This is a genomic window from Methylomonas sp. MgM2 (assembly GCF_054172045.1).
The window spans coordinates 151544-173343 of the sequence record NZ_JBSYXO010000001.1 but is presented as its reverse complement, the minus strand read 5'-3'; the positions used below and the strand labels follow the sequence as shown (position 1 = coordinate 173343).

Sequence of the window (21800 nt, the reverse complement as noted above, 5' to 3'; positions counted from 1 at the left end):
GCGCTTACAAAGAGTTTCAGTCATCCGCTTCGTCATCCGTATCATCTTGGAATAGGCCTTGTTGGCGGATCATCGCTTTAAAACGTTTCATGACGGGGCGGGAAATCGTTGTTTCCGCCAAAAGGCGCTTTTCATACACCAGCATCTTCATTGCGTCGTCGCTGTCGGCGCGCGCCGTCGCGATCAGATCATGCAAGGACGTGTCCAGCAGTTCGCCCGGACTGGTTTTAACCGCGTCGTACAGCCATTCCATGATGCGTTTTTCCTTGTCGCGCATCTTGCATTTGCCGTCGAGTATTTTCAGCATGACGGTGGTGGCGCAGTCTACATCAATCGGCTGGAACGGATGGGTTTCCACCCAAGTCCGCACGAATTCCGGGTTCGTCATACGGCTCCTTCCGAACTCAAGCTGCGCACGTAATCCAGCAAGGATGCTTCTATGGCTTCGTACGCATAGTTAGACACGGCTCGCACGCCAATGGCCTCGCATTTTTCGCTCGGGCCGTCGCCGATTTTCGCGACGAATACGGCATGGCAATCCTTAATGGCTTCCAATATGCCGACCAGCGCGGATTGGTCGCTATGTTGGCCGAGACAATAGTTCGAGACTTCGCGGACTTCTAAAAAATCGCAATGTTCAGGCGATGCGCGGTAAATGCGAAATTGTTTGGCATGGCCGAAATGCTCGCTGATGGCCAGGCCTTCTTTGCTGGCGACGGCCAGTCTTACCGGAAATGTTGTCATGACTCGCTGTTTGAAAAATGCCTTATTCAACCTCAGCAAGACCGGTGCCAACCTTTGGAAGCCGCTATTTCCCTTGGTTTGCGGTATGGAGTCCCGGTTAGGTAACTTTGAAATTGTAAGCTTTACGACAGAGCCGAGTTCGGCATAGACGGCGGTCGTGGCTCATTTCTGGCAATCGGCACCCGCCGAGGATTTGCTCGAAATCATAGGTTTGACGCCGGACAAGATTAGCGGAGAAACGACGCCGGTGTTGAATCGGTCGAGTTCGTCTTGATTGTCTTCGGCCGATTTCGATACTTCGATCAGCTTTTCTTGATCCGGATAAAACGTCCATTCTTCGATTTTGAGCCCATTCGATTCGTATCGGCGCATATCGCTTTCGCATCCTAGCTGTTTGGGGTTTAAACGGCTGGGAAATGCCATTTTTTCCCTTGCTTTAACCGAACAACTCAAAGAATAAGCTTTTTTGACTTCGGCATCCTGCAGCAGCGTAACATCCACTTCATATTTCGTTGCCGCATCGGCGCCCAGCGGGCATTGCCATGCATTCGCATCGAATGTCTCCGGCAATGGTTGCGAGCCGCGGTATTTGATGGTGAGCTGGGTCTTTTTGCCTTTGGTTCGCTGCCTGGCGATCACCGCATAGCCGGCAGGAAGATCGGCAGGAGCGGTGACCGAGAAGTACGATACTCGGTATTCTTCCGCTTCGTCGGGTGCCGGTAACCGGAGTTGGTCGATTACCTCGGCGGCGGAGCGGGGGCCACCGTTCGTCGGGTCCCATCGAATTGCGAATTCCGCCGGCTCATCAGCCGCAATGGCACTGGAAAACGATAGCAGAATACATCCAACGATTCGAAACATGCTCGGGTTCATAAATTTCTAAAATCAATATTTATCGGAAATGGCCTGACCGGTCATGGCTGCCGGCATAATACTACGGCCTTCCGGCAGCTGCCTAATCTTGCGAGCCGGTTTAAAATCTTGAACAAACTGCCGGGATTAATGGCTTGCTGTAAGGGCTAAAACAGTCGCTCGCCGGAAACCCGGTTCTGCCTCCTGTGGGACGGGATTGGCCCGGTCAAAAACGGTAGCGGCCTCAATTTATGTAACCGCTACATGTTGTAATCGCTAAATTTCTGTCTGCTCCAATGTTATTAAACAAATGGATTACCGGCGAATTTGGCATCCTGGCGGAACCTATTTTCTTACGATCAGTTTGCGGCATAGAAAAAATAACGATTTTTTTGATACGGCATGTTCAGTCTTTACGGGAAGCAGTCAAAACGGTGAAAACGCATCGCCCGTTAGAAATTCACGGCTGGGTGGTATTGCCCGAACCCATCGACACAACAAAATGTACGCGCCGACGGTAATCGAATTTATACATTTTCAGGCCGGGCTTGAGCCGAGGCGGATAAAACCACCAGGATGTAACGTTGCCTATGCGCTGTTTTGTTGAATAACCGGCTTTTTCCGCCATATTCCGCCGCGGGAAAAACACCCCCAGCCCCAGCGCAGCCAGTCGAGCAAAGAGATTGCCATCCATAACGACCAAGCCAGCATCAGTAGCCTATAAAACATCATCGGTACCGATACCACCGTGGCGGTCGGTAATTCGGCATCGGCATGGTCTTGGTACCAGTTTAAGGTTGTCGCCGTCGATTCGTTACCGCTGATTTGCATATCGGGTGTGCCCAGCAAGCCTTGCTGTACCGCGCCGAATAGCAACAGTAAAGCAATCAGGGTCAATAACGCCAAAGCCGCTTGAGCGAGATTAAAACGCCGGCGTTCGGCACAGGTTTGACGTTCGCGCAGACCCAGCGCAAACAACCAGGCTGCCACGGTTAAGGCCGCGGCGATGTGCAATTGGCTTAAGCCGATAAACAATAAAAACCATTGTCGGGTTTTTAACGGCACCATGGATACGCGGCCCAAGCCTATCGAGATCAACAATAAAACAATGAGCAATCCCCAAATCAGCGCTGCCGGACCGAATTTAGGGCCTAGGGTAAGCAATACCCAGCGGTCGTCCGGCGAAAGGACCTGAATGTGGCTGTTGACGCTGTTCACGCCTAGATCGACGGTAGGCGTCGTCATGAATGCGGCCAGGCCCTCGGCCATTTGCCAGTTCAAATTGATCTGTTGAGCGCCGGGGCGAATGGGCAAGGTCACAGTATCGCCTTTTTGCCGAACGGCTTGGCTGATGCCGTCGATGCCGACGTTCTGCAGCATGGCCGCCGGAGGTAAGCGCAGGGTATGTTGCCCGCCTTTGGAGCTGCGTAGGTCCAGGATCAAGTCCGCCACCAAGCTACGCTTGCTCGGCTGGATTTTCAGCCGGCTCTTGTCTATCGTCAAGGTCGGGCCGGGTACCGCTTGAGGCCGAGTAATGGTCAATGCGACGGATTCGCCCGGCCAAGGCCGCCATTCCGGCATCCAGGCGCCGCTGTTGTCTTGGTGATGGACCGCTGCGATACCGGCGATTTGCAAATGCCAGATAGGGCTGACATCGGCTCGCCAAAGCTCGCTCCATTGCGTTGTGTCGCTGGCTTTAAGCGTCAATTGATCGCTTTTTTCCAGCATCGATGACCACTCCAGGCTATGTTGGCCGGCTGCCATATTGACCAGTACCTTGCCGTCTTTCAAGCGCACATTGGCATCGGTTACGGCTTCGCCAGTCAGCAAAGGCAGTTCCAAAACGACGGGCTCGTTACTTCCGGACAATCGGACGATACGAGTGGTAACGCTCCAATCCAAACCCAAATGCAGCGTTCGTTCTACGCGGATAAAAGGCGGCAAAGCGGCTTGGTTTAGATCTTGTCCTTTAATATCGCCTTCCAAATTCAAGCGCTTGAATTCCAATTGCGGGCCGGTCTTGCCGTCTTCGTACAGGCCGTCGATTCGCCAGCCTTCGCTGCGGCGAATTCGCGTGTGCTGCGGTGTCAATGGGAGGGGTAGAGTGAATTTATCCAGAGGCGCATGGCGGCCATGCATGACGACGCCATGCACGCCCGCGGCCAAGCCCAGCCATAGCGAGCCGTCATTCTGACGGACCAAGGCTTCGGCATCCTTGCCGTCGACCGCAATGTGTTCGGGGAACCATTGCTGAAGCTGCGCCGGCAAGGGAACGCCTAAGTTTTCCTGTGCATCGACTTGCAGTTGGATTAGCATGGCCTCGGCTGTGATGTCGATGTTCATGCTAGGAATTTGAGCACAAGAGGGTAAACATTCGGGCGGTTGCAACAGTCGCTGTTTCAATTGCTCCAGCAGGGCTTGATCGGGAATATCGGCGAAGCTGTCCGGTGCCGGTGCGATCAATAACGGGACCAATATCCATGCGCCCGGCGCCGGCAAGGAGGATTTCCACGGTTTGTTAAGTACGCCCAATACCTGTAGCGTCATTAGCGCGGCCAATAATGCTTGAAGAATATGCATCAACATGGTCCAGAAGGGAGGCAAATACCAGAGGCGTATGGTTTGCCGGCCATCGACGGCGCCGTTCCAGGATAATTGCACGGTTTGCCACTGCCACTGCGGTAAGCCGGGGCCTGTTTGCAGATTGGCTTCCGGATCGATACGGTCGAAATTGGCCGCCGAGTCGGTGCCGCCGCCCAAGGACGAAAATACACGGCTCTTATTCAGACGGGCAGGTGCGGCGGGCGCAATGGATTCCATCGCCTCCTTGGCTTGCATGGGCATAGCCCTATCTTCTTCCGCTGCCGTATCGGTCGCCGTATAGGATGCCGGCATGATGGGTTGCCAAGGCTTTTCCAGCTGCGGATAAATGCCGACGCGTATCTGTGCAATCATGAACGGCACGACGATGAGGGTTAAAATCAGCCAGCAGGCGTTACGGTACCATTTGACCCAGTGATAAAAACGGCTGTCCGGTAACACGCGCAACAGCGCAACGGCCGCCAGGATATGCAGCCAAATCAAGCGTGGGGCATCGGCTTCATGCCAAAACAGCATCAGGCTGAATAAGGCTAGGGCTCCCCATTGCCATGACCATAAACGCGTGATCGTCAACCCTGTGATCAACACTAAAAACAAGTCCAACAAGGTCCAACGCGTCAGCCAACTGTCCGGTTCGTTATCGACCCCGGCGACGGCCAGCAAGCGCCAGCCGGGCGGGATGTTGAGTTCCGCCCGGGCTTGCCGGAAAGATTGTTGCCAGCCAACGGCGTTCACCCGGCCGATATCGGTTTGAATCCGGCTGTCGGCTTGCAGTTGCAGGGCTCCGCGGCGGACTTCTATGCCTTCTTGTTCGTCCAGCCGAGTTATCAATTGATTTTGCCCGTTCAGCAGCGCTTGACCCAGTTGGATCTCGGGAACGACGTTCAAGCGCCAATCCCGGGTCATGTTGCCGCTGATATTGTCGTTGACGGTGTAGCCGCCGCCGTCAAAATCCAGCCATAGTTTGCGTTCCAAGTTTAATTGGTTGGGTTCCGGTTCGGGATCGCCTTTTCTGATCAACTTGAAGTGCATGCTCTGGCCCTGTTCGACCTGATACGCCGGCAGATGGCGCCATTCCGGCGGCATATTGGTCTGGCTGGCGTCTATAGCGGATAGATTGTCGATTTCGACCAGACGCAACGCCGGCATGGCTTGGAAGGCCCAAAGTTCGGTTTCCGGCCAGTCGGGGTCTTTGACGGGGAAATCGAGCCGGGTTAGATACCCGGGATGGCGGGCGCGGATATCGATAGTCCAACGCCCGGCCCGAACTTGCACCAACAAGCGCCCGTCTTTTTCTATGCGGGCCGGCAGAGGACTGTCCAATTTAATCGGAATAAAGTCCGGCAATAAGGCATGTGACAAAGTCACTTCCCTGGCGCGGCCGGATACGTTCAGTTCCAGGCGGGTGATTATCTGTAAGGGGTTATCGTCGACGATTTGTCTGAATACTTGTAAATTCAGATTGTTCTGCCGGTTTTCGTCCGTTTCCGAAGGTTGCGAACTAAGCCATAGCGCCGCCCGGTCTATACGCGGGTAAGCGATGGTCTTACCGTTCAGATGGAGTTCGATCAGGCCCGTGTCGTCCGGTATCGTCAATCTTTCCGGGAGTTTTTCCCATAAAAACGTTCCGCGTAGCTGATAATGGCCCGCCTCTCGCCATACCGCCGGCTTGCCGTTGTGTTCGATGACGATTGCCGGCGTCTGGTTTACCGAAACTTGCTGGGGCCAGTTTCGGTCGTCGCCCGGTAAAAAGATCCAACCGGCTTGGTACAGCACCCATTCGCCGCTAAATCGGCCGCCCGTCGCCTCTAAATCCAGTTGCAGTTTTCCGGTCCAGCTACACTGTTTTTTTTGAAAATCGCGATAAAAAAACGGACATTGATAATCAGGCTGATCGGACATGACCCAGGGTATCCAGGGTTTTAACAATTCCGGAACTTGTTTCGTATCCATAGCCATCGCAGGAAAAACGCTAATACTACAGATCAATGAAATCAATAAGCCGCGAAAGTAGTTCATGTTAACTGCTCCGGTCGTGGGTTGGGTGTGCGTGGTCGGAAAAACTATAAGGCAAATTTACCTTTTTACCCCGATGTCATTTTTATCGGTAATGGGGTCTATTTCCGATCCAATCTGATTAAATCGTCTCGTTCACCCTTTAGCAACCGTTGTAAATGAAAATAGGCCAGGGTGTCGTTCGGATTTTTATCGATAATCCGTTGAAACGCGGCGATTGCTTCCGGCCGTTTGTTTTGCATCAGCCGATAGGCGGCGTCGTATTCGGCAAGTGCGGTTAGGTCGGCGTTTTTTGGGGATAAAGGCTCGAACACCATCAGCGGATTCGCTTTGCCTTTTACCGATAAATGCCCGATCGGCCTGGATAGCATATCGGGACAGGCTTTCAGGGTGGTTTCCGAAACACAGATCAGGGTGCCGAGGTATTTGTTGGCACTTTCCAAACGGGAGGCCGTGTTGACCGGATCGCCTAAGGCGCGGTAATCGAAAATGGTTTTTCCGCCAAAGTTGCCGACGATCACCGGGCCGCTATGCACGCCGATCCGAGTTTGGCCGAATGCAATGCCTTCGTCGTTCATGCAGCGGCTGTAGCGCCGGGTAAATTCTTGCATATCCAATGCGCATTGAATGGCGCGGCGCTGATGATCGTTTTGTTTAATGGGTGCGGAAAACAGAATGGCCACCGAATCACCCACAATACGGTCGAGCGTGCCCTGGTGGGAAAAGGCAATAGCAATCATGTTTTCCAGGTACTCATTCAATAGATTGACCGCATGGCGCGGATCCAGATCTTCCATTAATGCGGTAAAGTCAGTCAAATCGGTAAACACAAAACTGCAGTTACGCCGACGACCGCTCAATTCGAGTTCCTGCGGATGCGCAATCAGATAGTCGACCAAATTGGGCGAGACGTAACGGGAGAACGCGTGTTTGATCCAGCGCTGACGGCGTTCACTATGAAAATGCCGAAATAGGCTGGAGTACAGAAAAACCACCAATAAACCGATGGTCGGCACCATGGGGTCGATCAGCAGGCGGTATTCGGCAAAGGCGCGCCAGCTGACGGCCCAAAAGCCGGTCAGGCTCAGAAGGAAGACCGTAAGCGATGTCGCTATCCTATAGCTCAATGCGATACAGCCTACTATTAAGCCGCCGCCCAATAGAAAAAAAACTTCCAGGCTTGCGTGCCAGAACGGGCGGACCAGTTGGGTGCCGCTCAGCACTTGTTCCAGGGCTTGTGCATGGACTTCAATGCCGGGAATGACGGTTCCTAGCGGACTAATGCGCAAATCCATTATGCCCGGCGCAGACGCACCGATTAACAGAATTTTGTCTTTGAGGCGCTCCGGCCCGATGTGCCCTTCAAGTATGCGCCAGGCCGGAATGTAACGCTCATTGGCCGGCCGGCTGTAGTAAAGCCAGATTTCGCCTTTTTCCGTGGTCGGAATCCGAATGTTGCCGACGCTTATTTCGGCTAATCCCATGGCGGCTTCGTCGTGGCTTCGTAATATGTAGTTATCGGTTTGCTGCGCCACGCGCAAAGCTTCCATGAATAAGCTAGGCACGATTTGATTCCGGTAGCGTAACGCCACCGGAACCTTCCTGATGACGCCGTCGGAATCGACAACGAACGTTAGCGCGCCGTTGCCGGAGGCGGCCGCTTCCAGCATCGCTAACGATTGGATGGAACCTTCGAAGGCATGTAAAAAAGGTAGGGACGAATGGCCGATTTCAATGAAACGTGCGGGCAATTTCGGTGCGTCGGCGCCTGCGGTTTCGTTTAGCGCAAATCCTAAGACAGACTTGCCGTTAGCGATGCTTTCGGCCAATGCTCGGTCATGGTCGGGTAAACGGCTGAGCACTTGCCGTTCGGTAGGCGATAGCTGCCATAGCTCCGACATGACCTTAGGCGAGGTACGGTCTTTTTCGGCGAAAATAATATCAAGAGCAATCGCCGCCGGCCCGGACGTTTGCAGCGCCGAAATCAGTTTGGCTATCTGGGTACGGGGCCATGGCCACTGGCCCAGACGTTTCAAGCCCTCGTCGTCGATATCGACGATGGTTACCGGCGCATCTTGATAAGGACGGGGTTTAAGGCGTTGATAGTAATCGAAGGTGTTGTTTCTAAATAGTTTTAAAGGCAGCGGGTCCCATATGTAAAGGCCGGTGTTACCCGCTATTAGGACTATCAATACGGCAAGACTGACAGGGAGGCGCTTGGCGACGTTTTGCATGAAATCCGATGCCCAGTGCGTTGCTACTCTAGGAAATCGCTAATTTCGACTTCATCGATCTGTTCCGGTTTGAGATATTTTTTCGCGTACGCCATATAGACACCCGTCCTCAAAAAAAGATCGTATATATCGGGATCGATGTGCCGGTTGTTTTTCATGCTGTAAAGGATGCCGAGGGCTTCCGACAAGGTGTAAGGCCGTTTGTAAGGCCTGTCCGACGCGGTGATCGCTTCGAAGATGTCGGCAACCGCCATGATACGGGCGGGAATGGATAATTCCGAGGCGTGCAGTTGCCGCGGATAACCGCGTCCATCCAGAGTTTCGTGATGTGTGGATGCATATTCCGGAACCCGTTTCAAAAAATCCGGGAACGGAATTTTTTCGAGCAGTTTGATCGTTTCAATGATGTGTTCGTTGATTTTGTAACGGTCTTCCTTGTTCAGAGTGCCTTTACGGATGCTGAGATTATAAATTTCGCCATAGTTAAACATATCGTCCGGCACCAGCATTTTGATTCCCAATTCGGGATCGGGTTTTTCATGATTTGTGCGAGGGACAATATGCTTGGGTTTATCGGAAAGCAGCCGTTCTTCGACGGGTAGTGCCGGTCTAACTTGGTCTTTCAGGTTTATGGTGTCTTCCTGAGACAATCCCAGCGTATCGTCGAAATAACGCAACCAAGTCTTTTCGGCCAATTTTTTTATCCGTTCGCAATCATCGTCGTGCATGTATTCCCGGCCTATATTGCATTCGGCGATAAAGGCGAAGTCTTCATGGAGCTGGGCTTTTTCCCGCTCGAACCGCTGGCGTGCATGCTCAGGGTCGGCACCTGCCAGCATGGATTTTAAACGTCTAATATCGGCGTCACGCAGCAGTACTTCAAAGCGCATACGAATTTCGTGAATCCGGTTATAGAGCATGTCGAGTTTGGTGGCTTTGTCGATCACGAATTCCGGCGTCGTGATCTTGCCGCAATCGTGCAGCCATGCGCCGACTCGAAATTCGAACCATTGATCTTCGGATTCGAAATTGAAGGAGGCTAACGGGCCTTCGGTCTGCCTGCAAGCGGCCTCCGCCAGCATGATGGCCAACTCGGGAACGCGCACGCAATGGTGTCCGGTATGCGGGCTTTTGGTGTCCAAGGCCGTTGCCAACACGCGGATGATGCTCTCGGTCGTGGTTTTTTGCGCGGCGATCAATTGGAGATTATCCAGCGCGATCGCGGCTTGCGCGGCCAGCGCTTCAACCAAGGGTACGGCATCATCCGCAAAAGACGTCAGCTTGCCGGTCTCCGGATCCAAGGCATTGATAAATTGCAGGATTCCTATTACGTTGCCGTTTCTCGGCGCCATCGGGACCGTCAGCAGCGAAACCGTCCGATAACCGGACTGCGCATTGAAATTTCGAGTGCCGCTGAAATCAAAACGAGAGTCTCGATAGACGTCGTCTATTAGAATCGTTCGCTTGTGATTGGCCGAGTAGGTCGACACATAGTTGTCGTTAAACCGGCCGGTTTCCGGGTCGATGAGAAGCAACGCCTCGAACGGCAACAGATCGCTTCGCGTCCGCGTGGCAAAGCGTAGCGTATTTTCTTTGGTGACCAGATACATGGTGCCCGCATCGCAGTGCAGCAATTTTTTCCCCTCTTCCAGTATGAATTGCAGCAAGCGGTCGCGGCTTTTTTCCATGCCCATCATCAAGCCGCTATCGATCAGCATGTTGAGTTTTGCGGTTCTGTTTGTTATCGCGCGCTCTAATCGCTCCCGAATAGCTTGATTGGCGAGGAAATAACGCCTGAATATCAGAGCGTTTCTGATTTTAAGTTTGGTCTCCGATGCTTGGAGAGGTTTATAAAGAAAGTCGGTGGCGCCCAGGTCTAACTGCGAATCCCGTTCGTCGGACGACCTTTCCGAGGATAGAAGCAGAGTCGGCAATTGTTCGAGCAGAAAATGTCTTCTGATTTGCGGTAAGAGTTTATCGGCCGTTAGGCTGTGGCCGTCGATATCAATGAGTAAAATATCGAATTCGCTGGCCAACAGGAGCGGAAGCACTTGGTCGGGGTCGCTTACCGAATGCACATCGCAATTCGGGCAGTAAGCCCGGATGCAATCGCTTAAGCCGGAGCCGGACGAGTCACTGCTGCTCAACAGTATCTTGTTGTGAGTCGATACGCCGGTCCGCGAAGACGTATTTGTATGGGTCACGGATTTTGTTCTCTAGAGCGCTGAGTTGGGTATGTCAGGAAATATAGCAGACCTTGCATAATCTTCCGGCAAATATTCGGGCTAAATCACGCAACTTCTGCTGTATAAGCTAATAATTTAAAAGCAGCTTTTCTCTCGCGCCGGCGATTCAATGCCATTGGAAGGATTGTAATTAGCAGCTATTTTTATAGTAATGTCAATGCAGTTTGGAGGAGTGATGCCTAGAAATAAATTGATTCTCGCGATTATGGCGGCCGGTTTCCTGTCCTTTCCGGCTAGGGCAAATGATAAGGTGCTTGGGTATATCAAAATCGTTAGCGGCGAAGCGGTTGTGACATCGGAGTCGTCCACTGTTCCGGCTCAACCGGGGATGCCGTTGTATCTCGGAAACATCTTAAAAACCGGGGAAAACGGCGGGTTAGGAATGACGTTTAAAGACAATACCGTGATTTCTCTGGGGCCGAATACCGAGGTTACTATTGACGAATATCTTTACGCGCCCGCTAACGATGAATTGAAGTTGAGCGCCAATTTGATTAAAGGCGCATTGCATTATATTTCCGGGGTAATCGCAAAACTGAAACCTGAAGCCGTATCGGTAAAAACGCCGTCCGGTATTATCGGCGTGAGGGGTACGCGTTTCCTGGTCAAAGTGGAGGCGCAGTGATGGTCATCGCAAGAAGGAAGACGGCGGATTCGGCGCATTTAGCCTTTAGCGCTTTGCTATTGTTCAGTTTTATGGGCTTGAGTGCCTGTTCCCAATCGTACGTGGTGTTGTTGGCCGAAGAAGACGGTAGCTTGGGTAAGGTTGTGGTAAGCACGCCCCGGGGGGCGACTACGCTGGAAAAAGACCGCGACGCGGTGAACATGACGGAAAATGCCGGCGAAACGTTTACCGCGACTGAAGAACAAATACAAAAGGATTTCGGCCGGGCGCTCGCAGCCAGTCCGCAAAAGCCGGTGTCCTATTATTTGTATTTCATAGAGGGGACGGCAAGGCTGACGCCCGAATCTCAAAACGAGATTCCGAAAATTATCGACGAAATGAATAGGCGGCCTGCTGTCGATATCTCCGTCATCGGGCATACCGATACCATCGGTAATGATCGGGACAATGCCCGATTAAGCTTGGCGAGGGCACAATCGGTGGCTACGTTGTTTGTCGACGCGATGACGGATGCCGAAAGAATCACCATCGATTCGCATGGTGAAAAGAATCTTCTGATACCTACTCCGGACAATACCGGCGAACCGAGAAATCGCCGGGTCGAGATAACGATTCGATAATAAGGCGAAGAGAGTTCCGCAGCTGGTCAAGCCGAGAGTTTGGCCAGCTGTTCGATGGCTTAATTGACTTTGATTAATTCAACGTCGAATATCAATGCCGCGTTCGGGCCGATCGCGCTACCGGCACCGCGTTCGCCGTAAGCCAAATCGGATGGAATGAAAAAGCGATATTTGGCGCCTTCCTTCATAAGCTGCAATCCTTCGGTCCAACCCGCGATGACACGGTTAAGAGGGAAAGTGGCCGGCTCGCCGCGGCTGTACGAACTGTCGAATTCCTTGCCGTCTATCGTGGTGCCCTTGTAATGCACGGTGACATTGTCGGTCGCTTTTGGCGACGCGCCGCTACCTTCGCTGAATACCATGTATTGTAGGCCGCTGGCCGTTGTGATCACGCCGGGTTGTTGGGCGTTTTCGCTCAGAAATTTTTCGCCAGCAGCTCGGTTTTCTTCGGGAGTAGTGGCGTTTGCCATCGAGAACATAATAAATCCTATTAAAAAAGCGCTTAAGATCGCAATGATGCGGTTTCGAAGTTTTTTCACAGATGTGCTCCTCTAAAAATCGGGGCCGGCTAGTGTATCAGTTTTCGTTTTCCAACTCTTGCCGGCAAGTGGCGAGTTGCGCATCGTATTGCCAGGCGCGCCGGTGAACTTTTTGCGCGACGTTGATTAGCCATCCTTTGTTTTGATAATGCCGGCGCCGATACCCGGTCAAGCCCTCATGGTAAGCTAGATATAAGTTGTTAGCGTCGTATACGGGAATGCCCAATTTTTGGTGGGTCATTGCGCAGTACCAAGCAACAAAATCGCAGCTATCCGCGAAATCGTCACGGTCCGCCCAGTTGTTTCCGCTTTGTTGCTGGTAATCGGACCAAGTGCCGTCTTGCGCCTGCGGATAACCGTAAGCGCTGCTGGATCGAAACCAAGGGATAAAGCCCAATATCGTCGGTCGCGGCGGTTCGGCGTCCGCAACAAATCGGGACTCTTGGTGAATAATCGACATTTGCACCGCAATCGGCACGCCCCAGCGTTGGGACGCGGCCAGCGTTGCCCGATACCAATCGTCTTTTTCCCGAAATATTTCACATATGTTGCCGGTGTCGTGCGGAGGGATATTGGCACATGCCGATAATGCGACTAAGCTTACTGGACGTAAGGACTTAAATTTCATTCCATTTGAACTCCTGGTTCTGACCTGTAATTTGAAGTGGACGCAATGATTAATGCACTCTCTGACATGGAAAAACGAGCATATCGCAAAAAGCTCCGTTCCGAAGGACTTATTTATCTGGGCTTTGAAGAACATCGGATTCAGGTGGTCAATCTGTCCTTAACCGGTTTATTAGCGGAGTTTAAAGCGGCTGCTTCGGTCAACGGCGTTAAGGACATTTTTCAAAGTATTCAAGTTTCGCCGGTAGTCGATATTTATTTGCCCGATCTGCGCATGGCAGGCGAAGCGGAAGTCGTCCGCGCCGAGTCTACGGAACAAGGACTTCAAATTGCGATCGAATTTCGCAATATATCCTACGATGTCGAAAACTTGCTATACAACCGCCGGGCTTATCGCAAAAACATGACCGCGCCCGGCCAAATTAGCGTCGGCGAAACCGTTTATGCATTCAATACGGAGAACGTTTCGGTCGACGGCATCATGGCCCATATTCAAGGCAGAATTACAGTCGAAACAGGGTCGGCCGTTCACTTCAGTTTTAAGCATTTGGACTTACAGGGCGAAGCGGAAGTCGTGTGGACGGAAATTGGCGAACAGTCGACTTTGTTGGGGCTTAAATACTTATATCTCGAACGTGATTCCATTCCCGGAGTGCCGCGTTTTCTGCGTGATACCGGGACATCAGCCTAAGAGCCGTTGGCGGTTGCGCTTGGCCCAATATTGCTGCGCGATGTGATGGGCGTTTTCCCGGGTATCGGCTTTCCCCAGCAATTTTAAGGCGACGGCCGCAGTGCCGATTACGGTTGCTTCGGCGAATTCGTCTTTAGTTTTGTCTTGCCATAGGTCGGCGAGTTGTGCCGGATTAAGCTGCTCGGCTTTCATATGTCGGCGTGCAAATAAAGCCGGCCAAAGTTCGTCCTCCAATTCACCGTCCCGCACGCTTTGCACCAGACATTCGACATCGGGATTGCGCTCGGTTTCCCCGCCTTCCCCTTTTAAGACCGCCATATTGCGTTCACCCAGCAACAGAGCGGCATGTTGATGCACTTGCCGGTAACCGGGGTGAAAAATGCCTTGAATGGTATGGCTGGCATTGAATGGATTCAACAGCCTGACCAGGGTGTGTACCGGCGAGCGCAGCCCCATGGTCGGGCGCAGATTGATCATGCCGTAAAGCGCGGGGCAGATGTGCTCGAGCGATAAATAACTAAAGTTATGCGCAGCCAATTGTTGTTCGGCCTCGGGCATGGAATGGGCGGCACGGATACCGATGGCGTTCAAGACGTTTTCGGTGTAAAGCCGGCCTTGAGTATGGCCGCCCGCCCCGTGCATGAACACCTTGACGCCGTTTTCCGCCAACAGCAAAGTCGACAACAAAAACCAAGGTAAATGGCGGCGTTTACCGGCATAGGAAGACCAGTCCAAATCGACGCGCAATGACGGACTGAAGTCGAAACTTTCTCGAGCGGCCCGCACAAAACCGGCCAGTTCCTGTTCGGTCTCTTCCTTGATACGCATTAACATCAAAAAAGCGCCTAATTGAATCGGCAACACTTCATCAGCCAAAATCATTTTCATGGCCCGATAGGCTTCGTCTTGAGTCAAAGGGCGGGCGCCTTTTTTGCCCTTGCCCAGGATTTTGATGAATTCGGCGAAAGGGTGCTCTTGTTCGGTAACTGTCATGATATCGAAAACGGGTAATAGTGGTCGATCAAAAGAGCCGCGAAGATCAGCATCAGATAAATAATTGAATAGCCGAAGGTGCGCATGGCGGTTTTATTATCTTTTTTGCGCATCATCTGAATCGCGTAATAAAGGAACCCCAGCCCCAACAAAGTGGCCGGGAGCAGGTACAGCAAGCCGCTCATGCCCGTTAGATAAGGCAACAGCGTGGTAAGCAGCAGCAATATGGTATACAGCAGGATCTGTAAGCGAGTGAATTCGACGCCGTGGGTAACCGGTAGCATCGGAATTTCGACTTTGGCATATTCGTCGCGGCGGGCGATGGCTAGCGCCCAGAAATGCGGCGGCGTCCAGACGAAAATAATCAAAACCAGCAACAAGGCATGGTGATGAATTTCGCCCGTCATCGCGGTCCAGCCTAAGAGCGGAGGCGCGGCTCCGGCGATGCCGCCGATGACAATGTTTTGGGGCGTCAATTTTTTCAAGTAAACGGTATAAATGAGCGCGTAACCGATTAACGATAAAAAGGTTAGAAAGGCGGTCAGCGCGTTGACCATGAATACCAGCATGATCATGGAGACAGCCCCTATCGTGCAGGCGAAAAATAAGACCTGGCGGGAGTTCAATTCGCCTTTCGGTAGCGGCCGGTGTTGGGTGCGGGCCATTTCCGCGTCGGTTTTTCGGTCGATGAAATGGTTGATGGCTGCGGCCGAAGCAGCCGCTAAAGCGATGCCGATCGTGCCGTACAGAAAAAGACCCAATGGCGGCCAACCGGGGACCGCCAACAGCATGCCGACGATAGCGGTAAACACGATTAAAGCCACTACCCTCGGTTTACAGAGTTCATAGTAATTTTTTAAGGATAATGTCGTGTTTTTGGCGGTCATTCGCTTCCGAATAGTTTAAAGATCTATAAAGCTATAGAATAACAGTGAACCTTTAATTATTGAAATCATCTCAAACGATCGTTTTTACTGACAATGAGGGAGTTATGAAATTGGAATTTTTGAAGCGGGGGATGGCCGCAGCGATGGTATTGTGTCCGGCATTTTCGGTCTGTGCGGAGGAAGGCACAGTATACGAACACGTGTTTGCTAACGGCATGAAGATCTTGGTCAAGGAAGACCATAGGGCGCCGGTGGTCGTGTCGCAGGTTTGGTATAAGGTCGGCAGCAGTTACGAGCCGGGCGGCATTACCGGTATTTCGCATATGCTGGAACATATGATGTTCAAAGGGACTAAAGCATATCCGGCCGGTGAGTTTTCCCGCATCGTTGCCGAGAATGGCGGTCAGGAAAACGCTTTTACCGGCAGCGATTACACGGCTTATTTCCAGACTTTAGAAAAATCGCGGCTGGAAATCAGCTTCAAGCTCGAGGCTGACCGCATGCGTAATTTGGACTTAAAAGCCGAAGAGTTGGAAAAGGAATTGCAAGTCGTCACCGAAGAACGCCGGATGCGCACCGACGACAAGCCCCGTGCTAAAACCTTGGAGCAATTCAATGCAGTGGCTTTTAGCAATAGTCCCTACAAACATCCGGTCATCGGTTGGCCATCCGATATCGCAAATTACAAGATTGACGACTTAAAAGCCTGGTACCAACTGTGGTATGCGCCCAATAATGCGACTTTGGTCGTCGTCGGCGATGTCGATCCCGATCAGACTGTTAATTTAGCCAAGCAATATTTTGCCGGCTTGAAACCCAGCGATATCAAACCGCTTAAGCCGCAGACCGAAATAAAGCAAGAAGGCGTGCGTAAGCTCACTGTCAAAGCGCCGGCCAAATTGCCTTATTTGATGATGGGGTACAAAGTGCCTGTTTTGAAGACCGCCGATCCCAAATGGGAAGCGTATGCGCTGGAAGTACTGGCCGGCATTCTGGACGGCGGCAACAGCGCCCGATTGACGTCGCGCTTGGTTCGCGGCAGGCAGATAGCGGTTTCCGCCGGAGCGCAATACGATTTGAATTCACGCATGGCCGACATGTTTATGCTGGAAGCAACGCCGGCGGAAGGCAAGAGCGTCTTGGATCTGGAATATGCCTTGAAGGAAGAGGTCTATCAATTGCAAAGCCAATTGGTCAGCCAGGAGGAATTGCAGCGCATCAAGGCTCAGGTTTTGGCCGACGATATTTATCAAAAAGATTCGAATTTTTATCAAGCGATGGAATTGGGTTTATTGGAAACGGTCGGTTTAGGCTGGCAAAAAGCCGGCGAATATGTCGCCAATATCAACCGGGTCACTGCCGAACAAGTACGCGACGTGGCGCGCAAATATCTGATCGAGGACACGCTGACCGTGGCTTATCTGGAGCCGCAACCCATTGCCGATACCCCGGAAGCGGGCAAAGAGATAGGAGGTCGCCATGCGTTTTAATTTGATTGCTTTTTGTTTGTTTTTTATGAGTCAAGTCGGTTGGGCCGGCGTCGATATACAACACTGGCAAACGGATCAAGGCACGCGGGTTTATTTCGTGCAAACCCCGAGTTTGCCCATGGTGGATATTCGCGTGGCTTTCGATGCCGGCAGCGCTCGCGATGGCGATCAATTCGGCTTGGCGGCCTTAACCTCGGCCATGCTGGACACCGGAGCCGGCAAGTGGAATGCCGATGAAATAGCCAACCGCTTCGAATCGGTCGGTGCCGCGTTTTCCAACGGTATTTCCGAGGATATGGCATGGTTGTCGTTGCGCAGCTTGACGCAGCAAGACTTATTCGATAAGGCATTTGAGACCTTTCAAACCATTTTGTCGGCTCCAAGCTTTAATGAAGACGATTTTCAGCGCGAAAAAAATCGTACTCTGGCCGGACTGAAGCACAGGGAAGAGTCTCCGGGCGCTTTGGCCAACATTGCTTTCCAAAAGGCTTTGTATCATGACCATCCCTACGCGCACCCTGAAGAAGGCATGGTCGAGACGGTGGCGGGCTTTGGAGCTGACGACCTAAAAGCGTTTTATAAACAGTATTATGTTGCGGCTAACGCGATTGTCGTTCTCGTCGGCGATATCGAGCGGAAGCGGGCCGAGCAACTCGCGGAGAAATTAGTTGCCGGCTTGACGCTTGGGCAAAAGCCGGCGGAAATTCCGCCGGTGACGATGCCGTCAAAACCGAGTGTGCTGCACATCGAATTTCCGTCCACTCAAACTCATGTGTTGTCCGGCATGCCGGGGGTTGCCCGCAAGGATCCCGATTACTTTACGCTATACGTAGGCAATCATATCTTGGGCGGGGCCAGTCTGGTATCGAGATTGTTCGACGAAGTCAGGGAGAAACGGGGTTTGGCCTATAGTGCGGCCAGCCAATTCATGCCGTTGTATCGCGAAGGGCCGTTCGTGATGAGCTTGCAGACGCGTAATGATCAAACCCGACAAGCGATTGACGTGATGGACGCTACGTTGAAAGATTTCGCCGAAAACGGTCCGACCGAACAAGAATTGATTGCGGCTAAGAAAAACATCACGGGCGGTTTTGCCTTGCGCACGGATAACAATAGCAAGTTAATGGATTACGTCACCATGATCGGTTTTTATCAACAGCCTTTGGATTATTTGGACGTCTTTCCCGCCAAAGTGGAAGCGGTAACGGTGGACGATATCAAGGATGCGTTCCAGCGCAGGATAAAACCCGAATGGCTGCAAACCGTCACCGTGGGGAACTCGGGTGCCAAAGGCGGCAGCGATTAACAAGCTGCGTATCATTGGCGGCGAATGGCGGAGCCGGGTCATCACGTTCGACGATGCGCCCGGTTTGCGGCCCACGCCGTCCCGCGTCAGGGAAACGCTGTTCAATTGGCTGCATGCCGATGTTCCCGGTTGCCGTTGCCTGGATTTGTTTGCCGGCAGCGGCGCGCTCGGTTTCGAAGCGGCGTCAAGAGGTGCCGCCTACGTGCTGCAGGTCGAAAATAATCTGAAAACCTGTCAGAATCTGCGGCGGAACGCAGTTGAATTGAAAGCGGACCGAATCGAAATAGTTCATGCCGATGTGCGGAATTTTGTACCGGATTACCCCGATTCATTCGATTTGATTTTTCTCGATCCGCCGTTCGCTCAAGGTTTAGTCGAACCGATATGCAGGGAGATAGCGAGGGGCGAGCTGCTGAAACTTTACGGCAAAATCTACATCGAAACCGAAAAAAATTTAAGATTGGATGGCATGCCCGAAAATTGGTCGCCATTGAAACAAAAAACCGCCGGCGATGTCCGTTACAGTTTATATCAACGTCGGTAAGCGCTGAAAGCGCGCCGATCGTGCCGGAGATTCACCCGTCCGTCATTAACGACTGCTTTTATTTGGCGGATGCTTTAAAATCCGCCATCCGGAAACCGAAACAGCCTGATGCAAATTACCGCAATTTATCCGGGTACTTTTGACCCGATTACCAATGGTCATCTTGACTTAATCGCCAGGGCGTCGAAGCTTTTCGACGAAGTGATTGTCGCCGTGGCCGAAAGCCGCGGAAAACAGCCTTTATTCGGCTTGGATGAGCGCGTGCGTCTGATTGAAGGCTTAATCGGGGAATTTTCCAATGTTAGCGTCATAGGTTTCGAGAATCTTTTGGTCGAATGCGCCAAACAATATAACGCCAGCGTCATTATCCGCGGTTTACGGGCCGTGTCGGATTTTGAGTACGAATTTCAAATGGCCGGAATGAATCGCCGGCTGGCACCGGACATTGAAACCGTTTTTCTGACGCCGGCCGAACAATACGAATTCATATCATCCAGCATGATACGGGAAATCGCCAAATTGCACGGCGATGTGTCGGGTTTCGTGCCGGAAACGGTCAAGCAACAGTTAATTAACAAGTTTAAATCGGAGTGATTTATGGCTCTTATCATCGGCGACGAATGCATCAACTGCGACGTCTGCGAACCGGAGTGCCCAAACGGCGCTATCTCGCAAGGCGAGGAAATTTACGTGATCAATCCTTCTTTGTGTACGGAGTGCGTCGGTCATCACGACAAGCCTCAATGCATGGAAGTCTGTCCGGTCGACTGCATCGGCAAAGATCCGGACAATGTGGAAGACCAAGATGGTCTGTATCAAAAATATCTGCGTTTGAGCAGTTAACGCATTTGGTATTTTAGTTTTTGGTAATATTTTTTTCGAAACATTCTATTCATCCTTAGCCACGAGATCATCATGCCCGAAAACATTTCCAATAACGCCCTGATTCTTGCCTTATTGTCTTTGAACGGTGAGATTGCCATTCAAAAAGATTATTTGGAGTCGGGAGAAATTCCTGATGGCGAACTAGAAAACGAGCAAGAAGTGCTCGATGATCTGGAGCAGGCTTTTATGGAGTTTGTCGACGTCTATAAAGCCAGAGCGAAAGCCGACAAGAGTTTGCCTGGTCTGGAAGAATTGTTGGCAGGCGAAGAGGAAGCTTAATTCGCGCCATGATTTGTTCATTTGCCGGTCGAGTCGGCCAATGACGGAGCGCGCCGCCGGGCGACCGCTGTCCGCTAGCACTCGCCCGGATTCCGTCCGACACTGCCCTTGTTATGAAATATAGAGACTTACGAGACTTCATTCGGCAACTGGAAAAACAAGGCGAACTAAAACGCATACAAGCGGAAGTCGACCCGGTGTTGGAAATGACCGTGATCTGCGACCGGGTGTTGAAGCAAGGCGGTCCGGCCTTGCTGTTCGAGAACCCGAAAGGTTTCAACATTCCGGTGCTGGGCAATTTGTTCGGCACACCGAAACGGGTGGCGATGGGGATGGGCGCCAGCGACATTTCCGAATTACGCGGGATCGGCGAGTTGCTGGCCTATCTGAAAGAGCCGGAGCCGCCCAAGGGCATGAAGGATGCGATGGAAAAGTTGCCGGTGTTCAAGCAAGTGCTGAATATGGCGCCCAAAATCGTCGGCTCCGCGCCGTGCCAGGAACTGGTTCGCACCGGCGACGAAATCGATCTGGCGGATTATCCGATTCAAACCTGCTGGCCGGAAGATGCGGCCCCGCTGATTACTTGGCCCTTGGTGATTACCAAAGGACCCAACAAAGAACGGCAAAATCTGGGCATCTACCGGCAACAGGTCATAGGCAGGAACAAGGTCATTATGCGCTGGTTGGCGCACCGCGGCGGCGCCTTGGATTTCAAGGAGTGGCAGGAAAAATATCCGGATAAGCCTTTTCCGGTTGCAGTGGCCTTGGGGGCCGATCCCGCCACGATATTAGCCGCTGTGACGCCGGTGCCGGACCCTTTGTCGGAATACGCTTTCGCCGGTCTGTTGCGAGGTAGTAAGACCGAAGTCATCAAATGCCAGAGCAACGATTTGCAGGTGCCGGCCAGCGCCGAGATCGTGCTGGAAGGCTTTATCTATCCGGGTGAGACGGCTCAGGAAGGGCCGTACGGCGACCATACCGGCTATTACAACGAGGTCGATGAGTTTCCGGTTTTTACCATCGAACGCATCACGCAGCGGCAAGCGCCGATTTATCACAGCACTTACACCGGCCGCCCGCCCGATGAACCGGCTATTCTAGGCGTTGCCTTGAATGAGGTTTTCGTGCCGATCTTGCAGAAGCAATTTCCGGAGATCATCGATTTTTATTTGCCGCCGGAAGGTTGCTCTTATCGCATGGCCGTGATCAGCATGAAAAAGCAATACGCAGGCCATGCCAAGCGGGTCATGCTGGGTACTTGGTCCTATCTGCGCCAGTTCATGTACACCAAGTTCGTGATCGTGGTCGACGACGATGTCGACGTGCGGAATTGGCAAGACGTGATCTGGGCGATCACCACGCGGATGGACCCGGCGCGCGATCTGACGATATTGGAAAACACGCCGATCGATTATCTGGACTTTGCCTCGCCGGTATCCGGTTTGGGCTCCAAGGTCGGCTTCGATGCCACAAACAAGTGGCCGGGAGAAACCGCTCGGGAGTGGGGTAGGCCCATCGTCATGCGCGCAGATGTGATTAAAAAAGTCGACGCGATATGGGATACGCTATTCGACTGAGGCAACTCCACCAGGCGCGGCGTCAACCAAGCTTTTTTCCGTCG

The 21800-nt window shown here is 52.3% G+C and carries 20 protein-coding genes; 10 read left to right on the top strand and 10 right to left on the bottom strand.

The genetic code is table 11. From position 1 onward, the window contains the following. Positions 1-16 precede the first annotated feature (16 nt). From ACW73I_RS00805 to ACW73I_RS00780, 6 genes are all read right to left on the bottom strand, one after another. A complete protein-coding gene (locus ACW73I_RS00805; RefSeq protein ID WP_458027287.1) occupies positions 17-388 on the bottom strand; it encodes a hypothetical protein in 372 nt (123 codons plus the stop codon). Further along, the gene (locus ACW73I_RS00800) at positions 385-744 is read right to left on the bottom strand and encodes a NifB/NifX family molybdenum-iron cluster-binding protein (protein WP_458027286.1); all 360 of its coding nucleotides are present in this window, start codon (positions 742-744) and stop codon (positions 385-387) included. Before ACW73I_RS00800 ends, ACW73I_RS00805 begins: the two co-directional genes overlap by 4 nt. A gap of 162 nt (positions 745-906) precedes the next feature. Then, positions 907-1605 (bottom strand): hypothetical protein, encoded by a 699-nt coding sequence (locus ACW73I_RS00795; RefSeq protein WP_458027285.1) that lies wholly within the window; start codon positions 1603-1605, stop codon positions 907-909. Between the two features lie 579 nt (positions 1606-2184). Beyond that, positions 2185-6216: a hypothetical protein gene (locus ACW73I_RS00790; RefSeq protein WP_458027284.1), complete on the bottom strand. Its 4032-nt coding sequence runs from the start codon at positions 6214-6216 to the stop codon at positions 2185-2187. Positions 6217-6314: 98 nt separating this feature from the next. Then, a complete protein-coding gene (locus ACW73I_RS00785) occupies positions 6315-8447 on the bottom strand; it encodes a CHASE2 domain-containing protein (RefSeq protein WP_458027283.1) in 2133 nt (710 codons plus the stop codon). Between the two features lie 23 nt (positions 8448-8470). Further along, positions 8471-10651 (bottom strand): HD domain-containing phosphohydrolase, encoded by a 2181-nt coding sequence (locus tag ACW73I_RS00780; RefSeq protein WP_458027282.1) that lies wholly within the window; start codon positions 10649-10651, stop codon positions 8471-8473. Between the two features lie 217 nt (positions 10652-10868). On the opposite strand from ACW73I_RS00780, the gene ACW73I_RS00775 reads away from it, so the two are divergent. Together ACW73I_RS00775 and ACW73I_RS00770 are read left to right on the top strand one after the other, a co-directional pair. After that, positions 10869-11318, top strand: a complete 450-nt coding sequence (locus ACW73I_RS00775) for a FecR family protein (RefSeq protein WP_458027281.1) — start codon at positions 10869-10871, stop codon at positions 11316-11318. Next, positions 11318-11938, top strand: a complete 621-nt coding sequence (locus ACW73I_RS00770; RefSeq protein ID WP_458027469.1) for an OmpA family protein — start codon at positions 11318-11320, stop codon at positions 11936-11938. Before ACW73I_RS00775 ends, ACW73I_RS00770 begins: the two co-directional genes overlap by 1 nt. A 59-nt stretch (positions 11939-11997) precedes the next feature. On the opposite strand, the gene ACW73I_RS00765 is transcribed toward ACW73I_RS00770, so the two are convergent. Continuing rightward, positions 11998-12417: an FKBP-type peptidyl-prolyl cis-trans isomerase gene (locus ACW73I_RS00765; RefSeq protein WP_458027468.1), complete on the bottom strand. Its 420-nt coding sequence runs from the start codon at positions 12415-12417 to the stop codon at positions 11998-12000. A 97-nt stretch (positions 12418-12514) separates the two neighbouring features. Then, complete coding sequence (locus ACW73I_RS00760) at positions 12515-13105, bottom strand: transglycosylase SLT domain-containing protein (RefSeq protein ID WP_458027280.1); 591 nt, start codon at positions 13103-13105, stop codon at positions 12515-12517. Between the two features lie 66 nt (positions 13106-13171). On the opposite strand from ACW73I_RS00760, the gene ACW73I_RS00755 reads away from it, so the two are divergent. Then, positions 13172-13795: a PilZ domain-containing protein gene (locus ACW73I_RS00755; RefSeq protein WP_458027279.1), complete on the top strand. Its 624-nt coding sequence runs from the start codon at positions 13172-13174 to the stop codon at positions 13793-13795. Here ACW73I_RS00755 and ACW73I_RS00750 read toward each other — a convergent pair. Together ACW73I_RS00750 and cyoE are read right to left on the bottom strand one after the other, a co-directional pair. Continuing rightward, a complete protein-coding gene (locus ACW73I_RS00750) occupies positions 13787-14788 on the bottom strand; it encodes a glycosyl transferase family protein (RefSeq protein ID WP_458027278.1) in 1002 nt (333 codons plus the stop codon). The two genes, ACW73I_RS00755 and ACW73I_RS00750, sit on opposite strands and share 9 nt — an antisense overlap. Further along, positions 14785-15675, bottom strand: a complete 891-nt coding sequence (gene cyoE / locus ACW73I_RS00745; RefSeq protein ID WP_458027277.1) for a heme o synthase — start codon at positions 15673-15675, stop codon at positions 14785-14787. Before cyoE ends, ACW73I_RS00750 begins: the two co-directional genes overlap by 4 nt. Positions 15676-15779: 104 nt before the next feature. Here cyoE and ACW73I_RS00740 point away from each other — a divergent pair, with 104 nt between their 5' ends. The 7 genes from ACW73I_RS00740 (at position 15780) to ubiD (ending at position 21756) form a co-directional block, all read left to right on the top strand. Continuing rightward, positions 15780-17165, top strand: coding sequence for a M16 family metallopeptidase (locus tag ACW73I_RS00740; protein ID WP_458027276.1), 1386 nt, complete (start codon positions 15780-15782; stop codon positions 17163-17165). Continuing rightward, a complete protein-coding gene (locus ACW73I_RS00735) occupies positions 17155-18471 on the top strand; it encodes a M16 family metallopeptidase (protein WP_458027275.1) in 1317 nt (438 codons plus the stop codon). Before ACW73I_RS00740 ends, ACW73I_RS00735 begins: the two co-directional genes overlap by 11 nt. Further along, positions 18449-19015 carry a 16S rRNA (guanine(966)-N(2))-methyltransferase RsmD gene (gene rsmD / locus ACW73I_RS00730; RefSeq protein WP_458027274.1) on the top strand — a complete coding sequence of 189 codons (567 nt, stop codon included), beginning with the start codon at positions 18449-18451 and terminating at the stop codon, positions 19013-19015. Before ACW73I_RS00735 ends, rsmD begins: the two co-directional genes overlap by 23 nt. Before the next feature lie 108 nt (positions 19016-19123). Beyond that, a complete protein-coding gene (gene coaD / locus ACW73I_RS00725; protein WP_458027273.1) occupies positions 19124-19609 on the top strand; it encodes a pantetheine-phosphate adenylyltransferase in 486 nt (161 codons plus the stop codon). 3 nt (positions 19610-19612) lie between these two features. Next, positions 19613-19858 (top strand): YfhL family 4Fe-4S dicluster ferredoxin, encoded by a 246-nt coding sequence (locus ACW73I_RS00720; protein ID WP_458027272.1) that lies wholly within the window; start codon positions 19613-19615, stop codon positions 19856-19858. A 72-nt stretch (positions 19859-19930) separates the two neighbouring features. Then, a complete protein-coding gene (locus ACW73I_RS00715) occupies positions 19931-20179 on the top strand; it encodes a hypothetical protein (RefSeq protein ID WP_458027271.1) in 249 nt (82 codons plus the stop codon). A 113-nt stretch (positions 20180-20292) separates the two neighbouring features. Continuing rightward, the gene (gene ubiD, locus ACW73I_RS00710) at positions 20293-21756 is read left to right on the top strand and encodes a 4-hydroxy-3-polyprenylbenzoate decarboxylase (RefSeq protein ID WP_458027270.1); all 1464 of its coding nucleotides are present in this window, start codon (positions 20293-20295) and stop codon (positions 21754-21756) included. Positions 21757-21800: the final 44 nt, after the last annotated feature.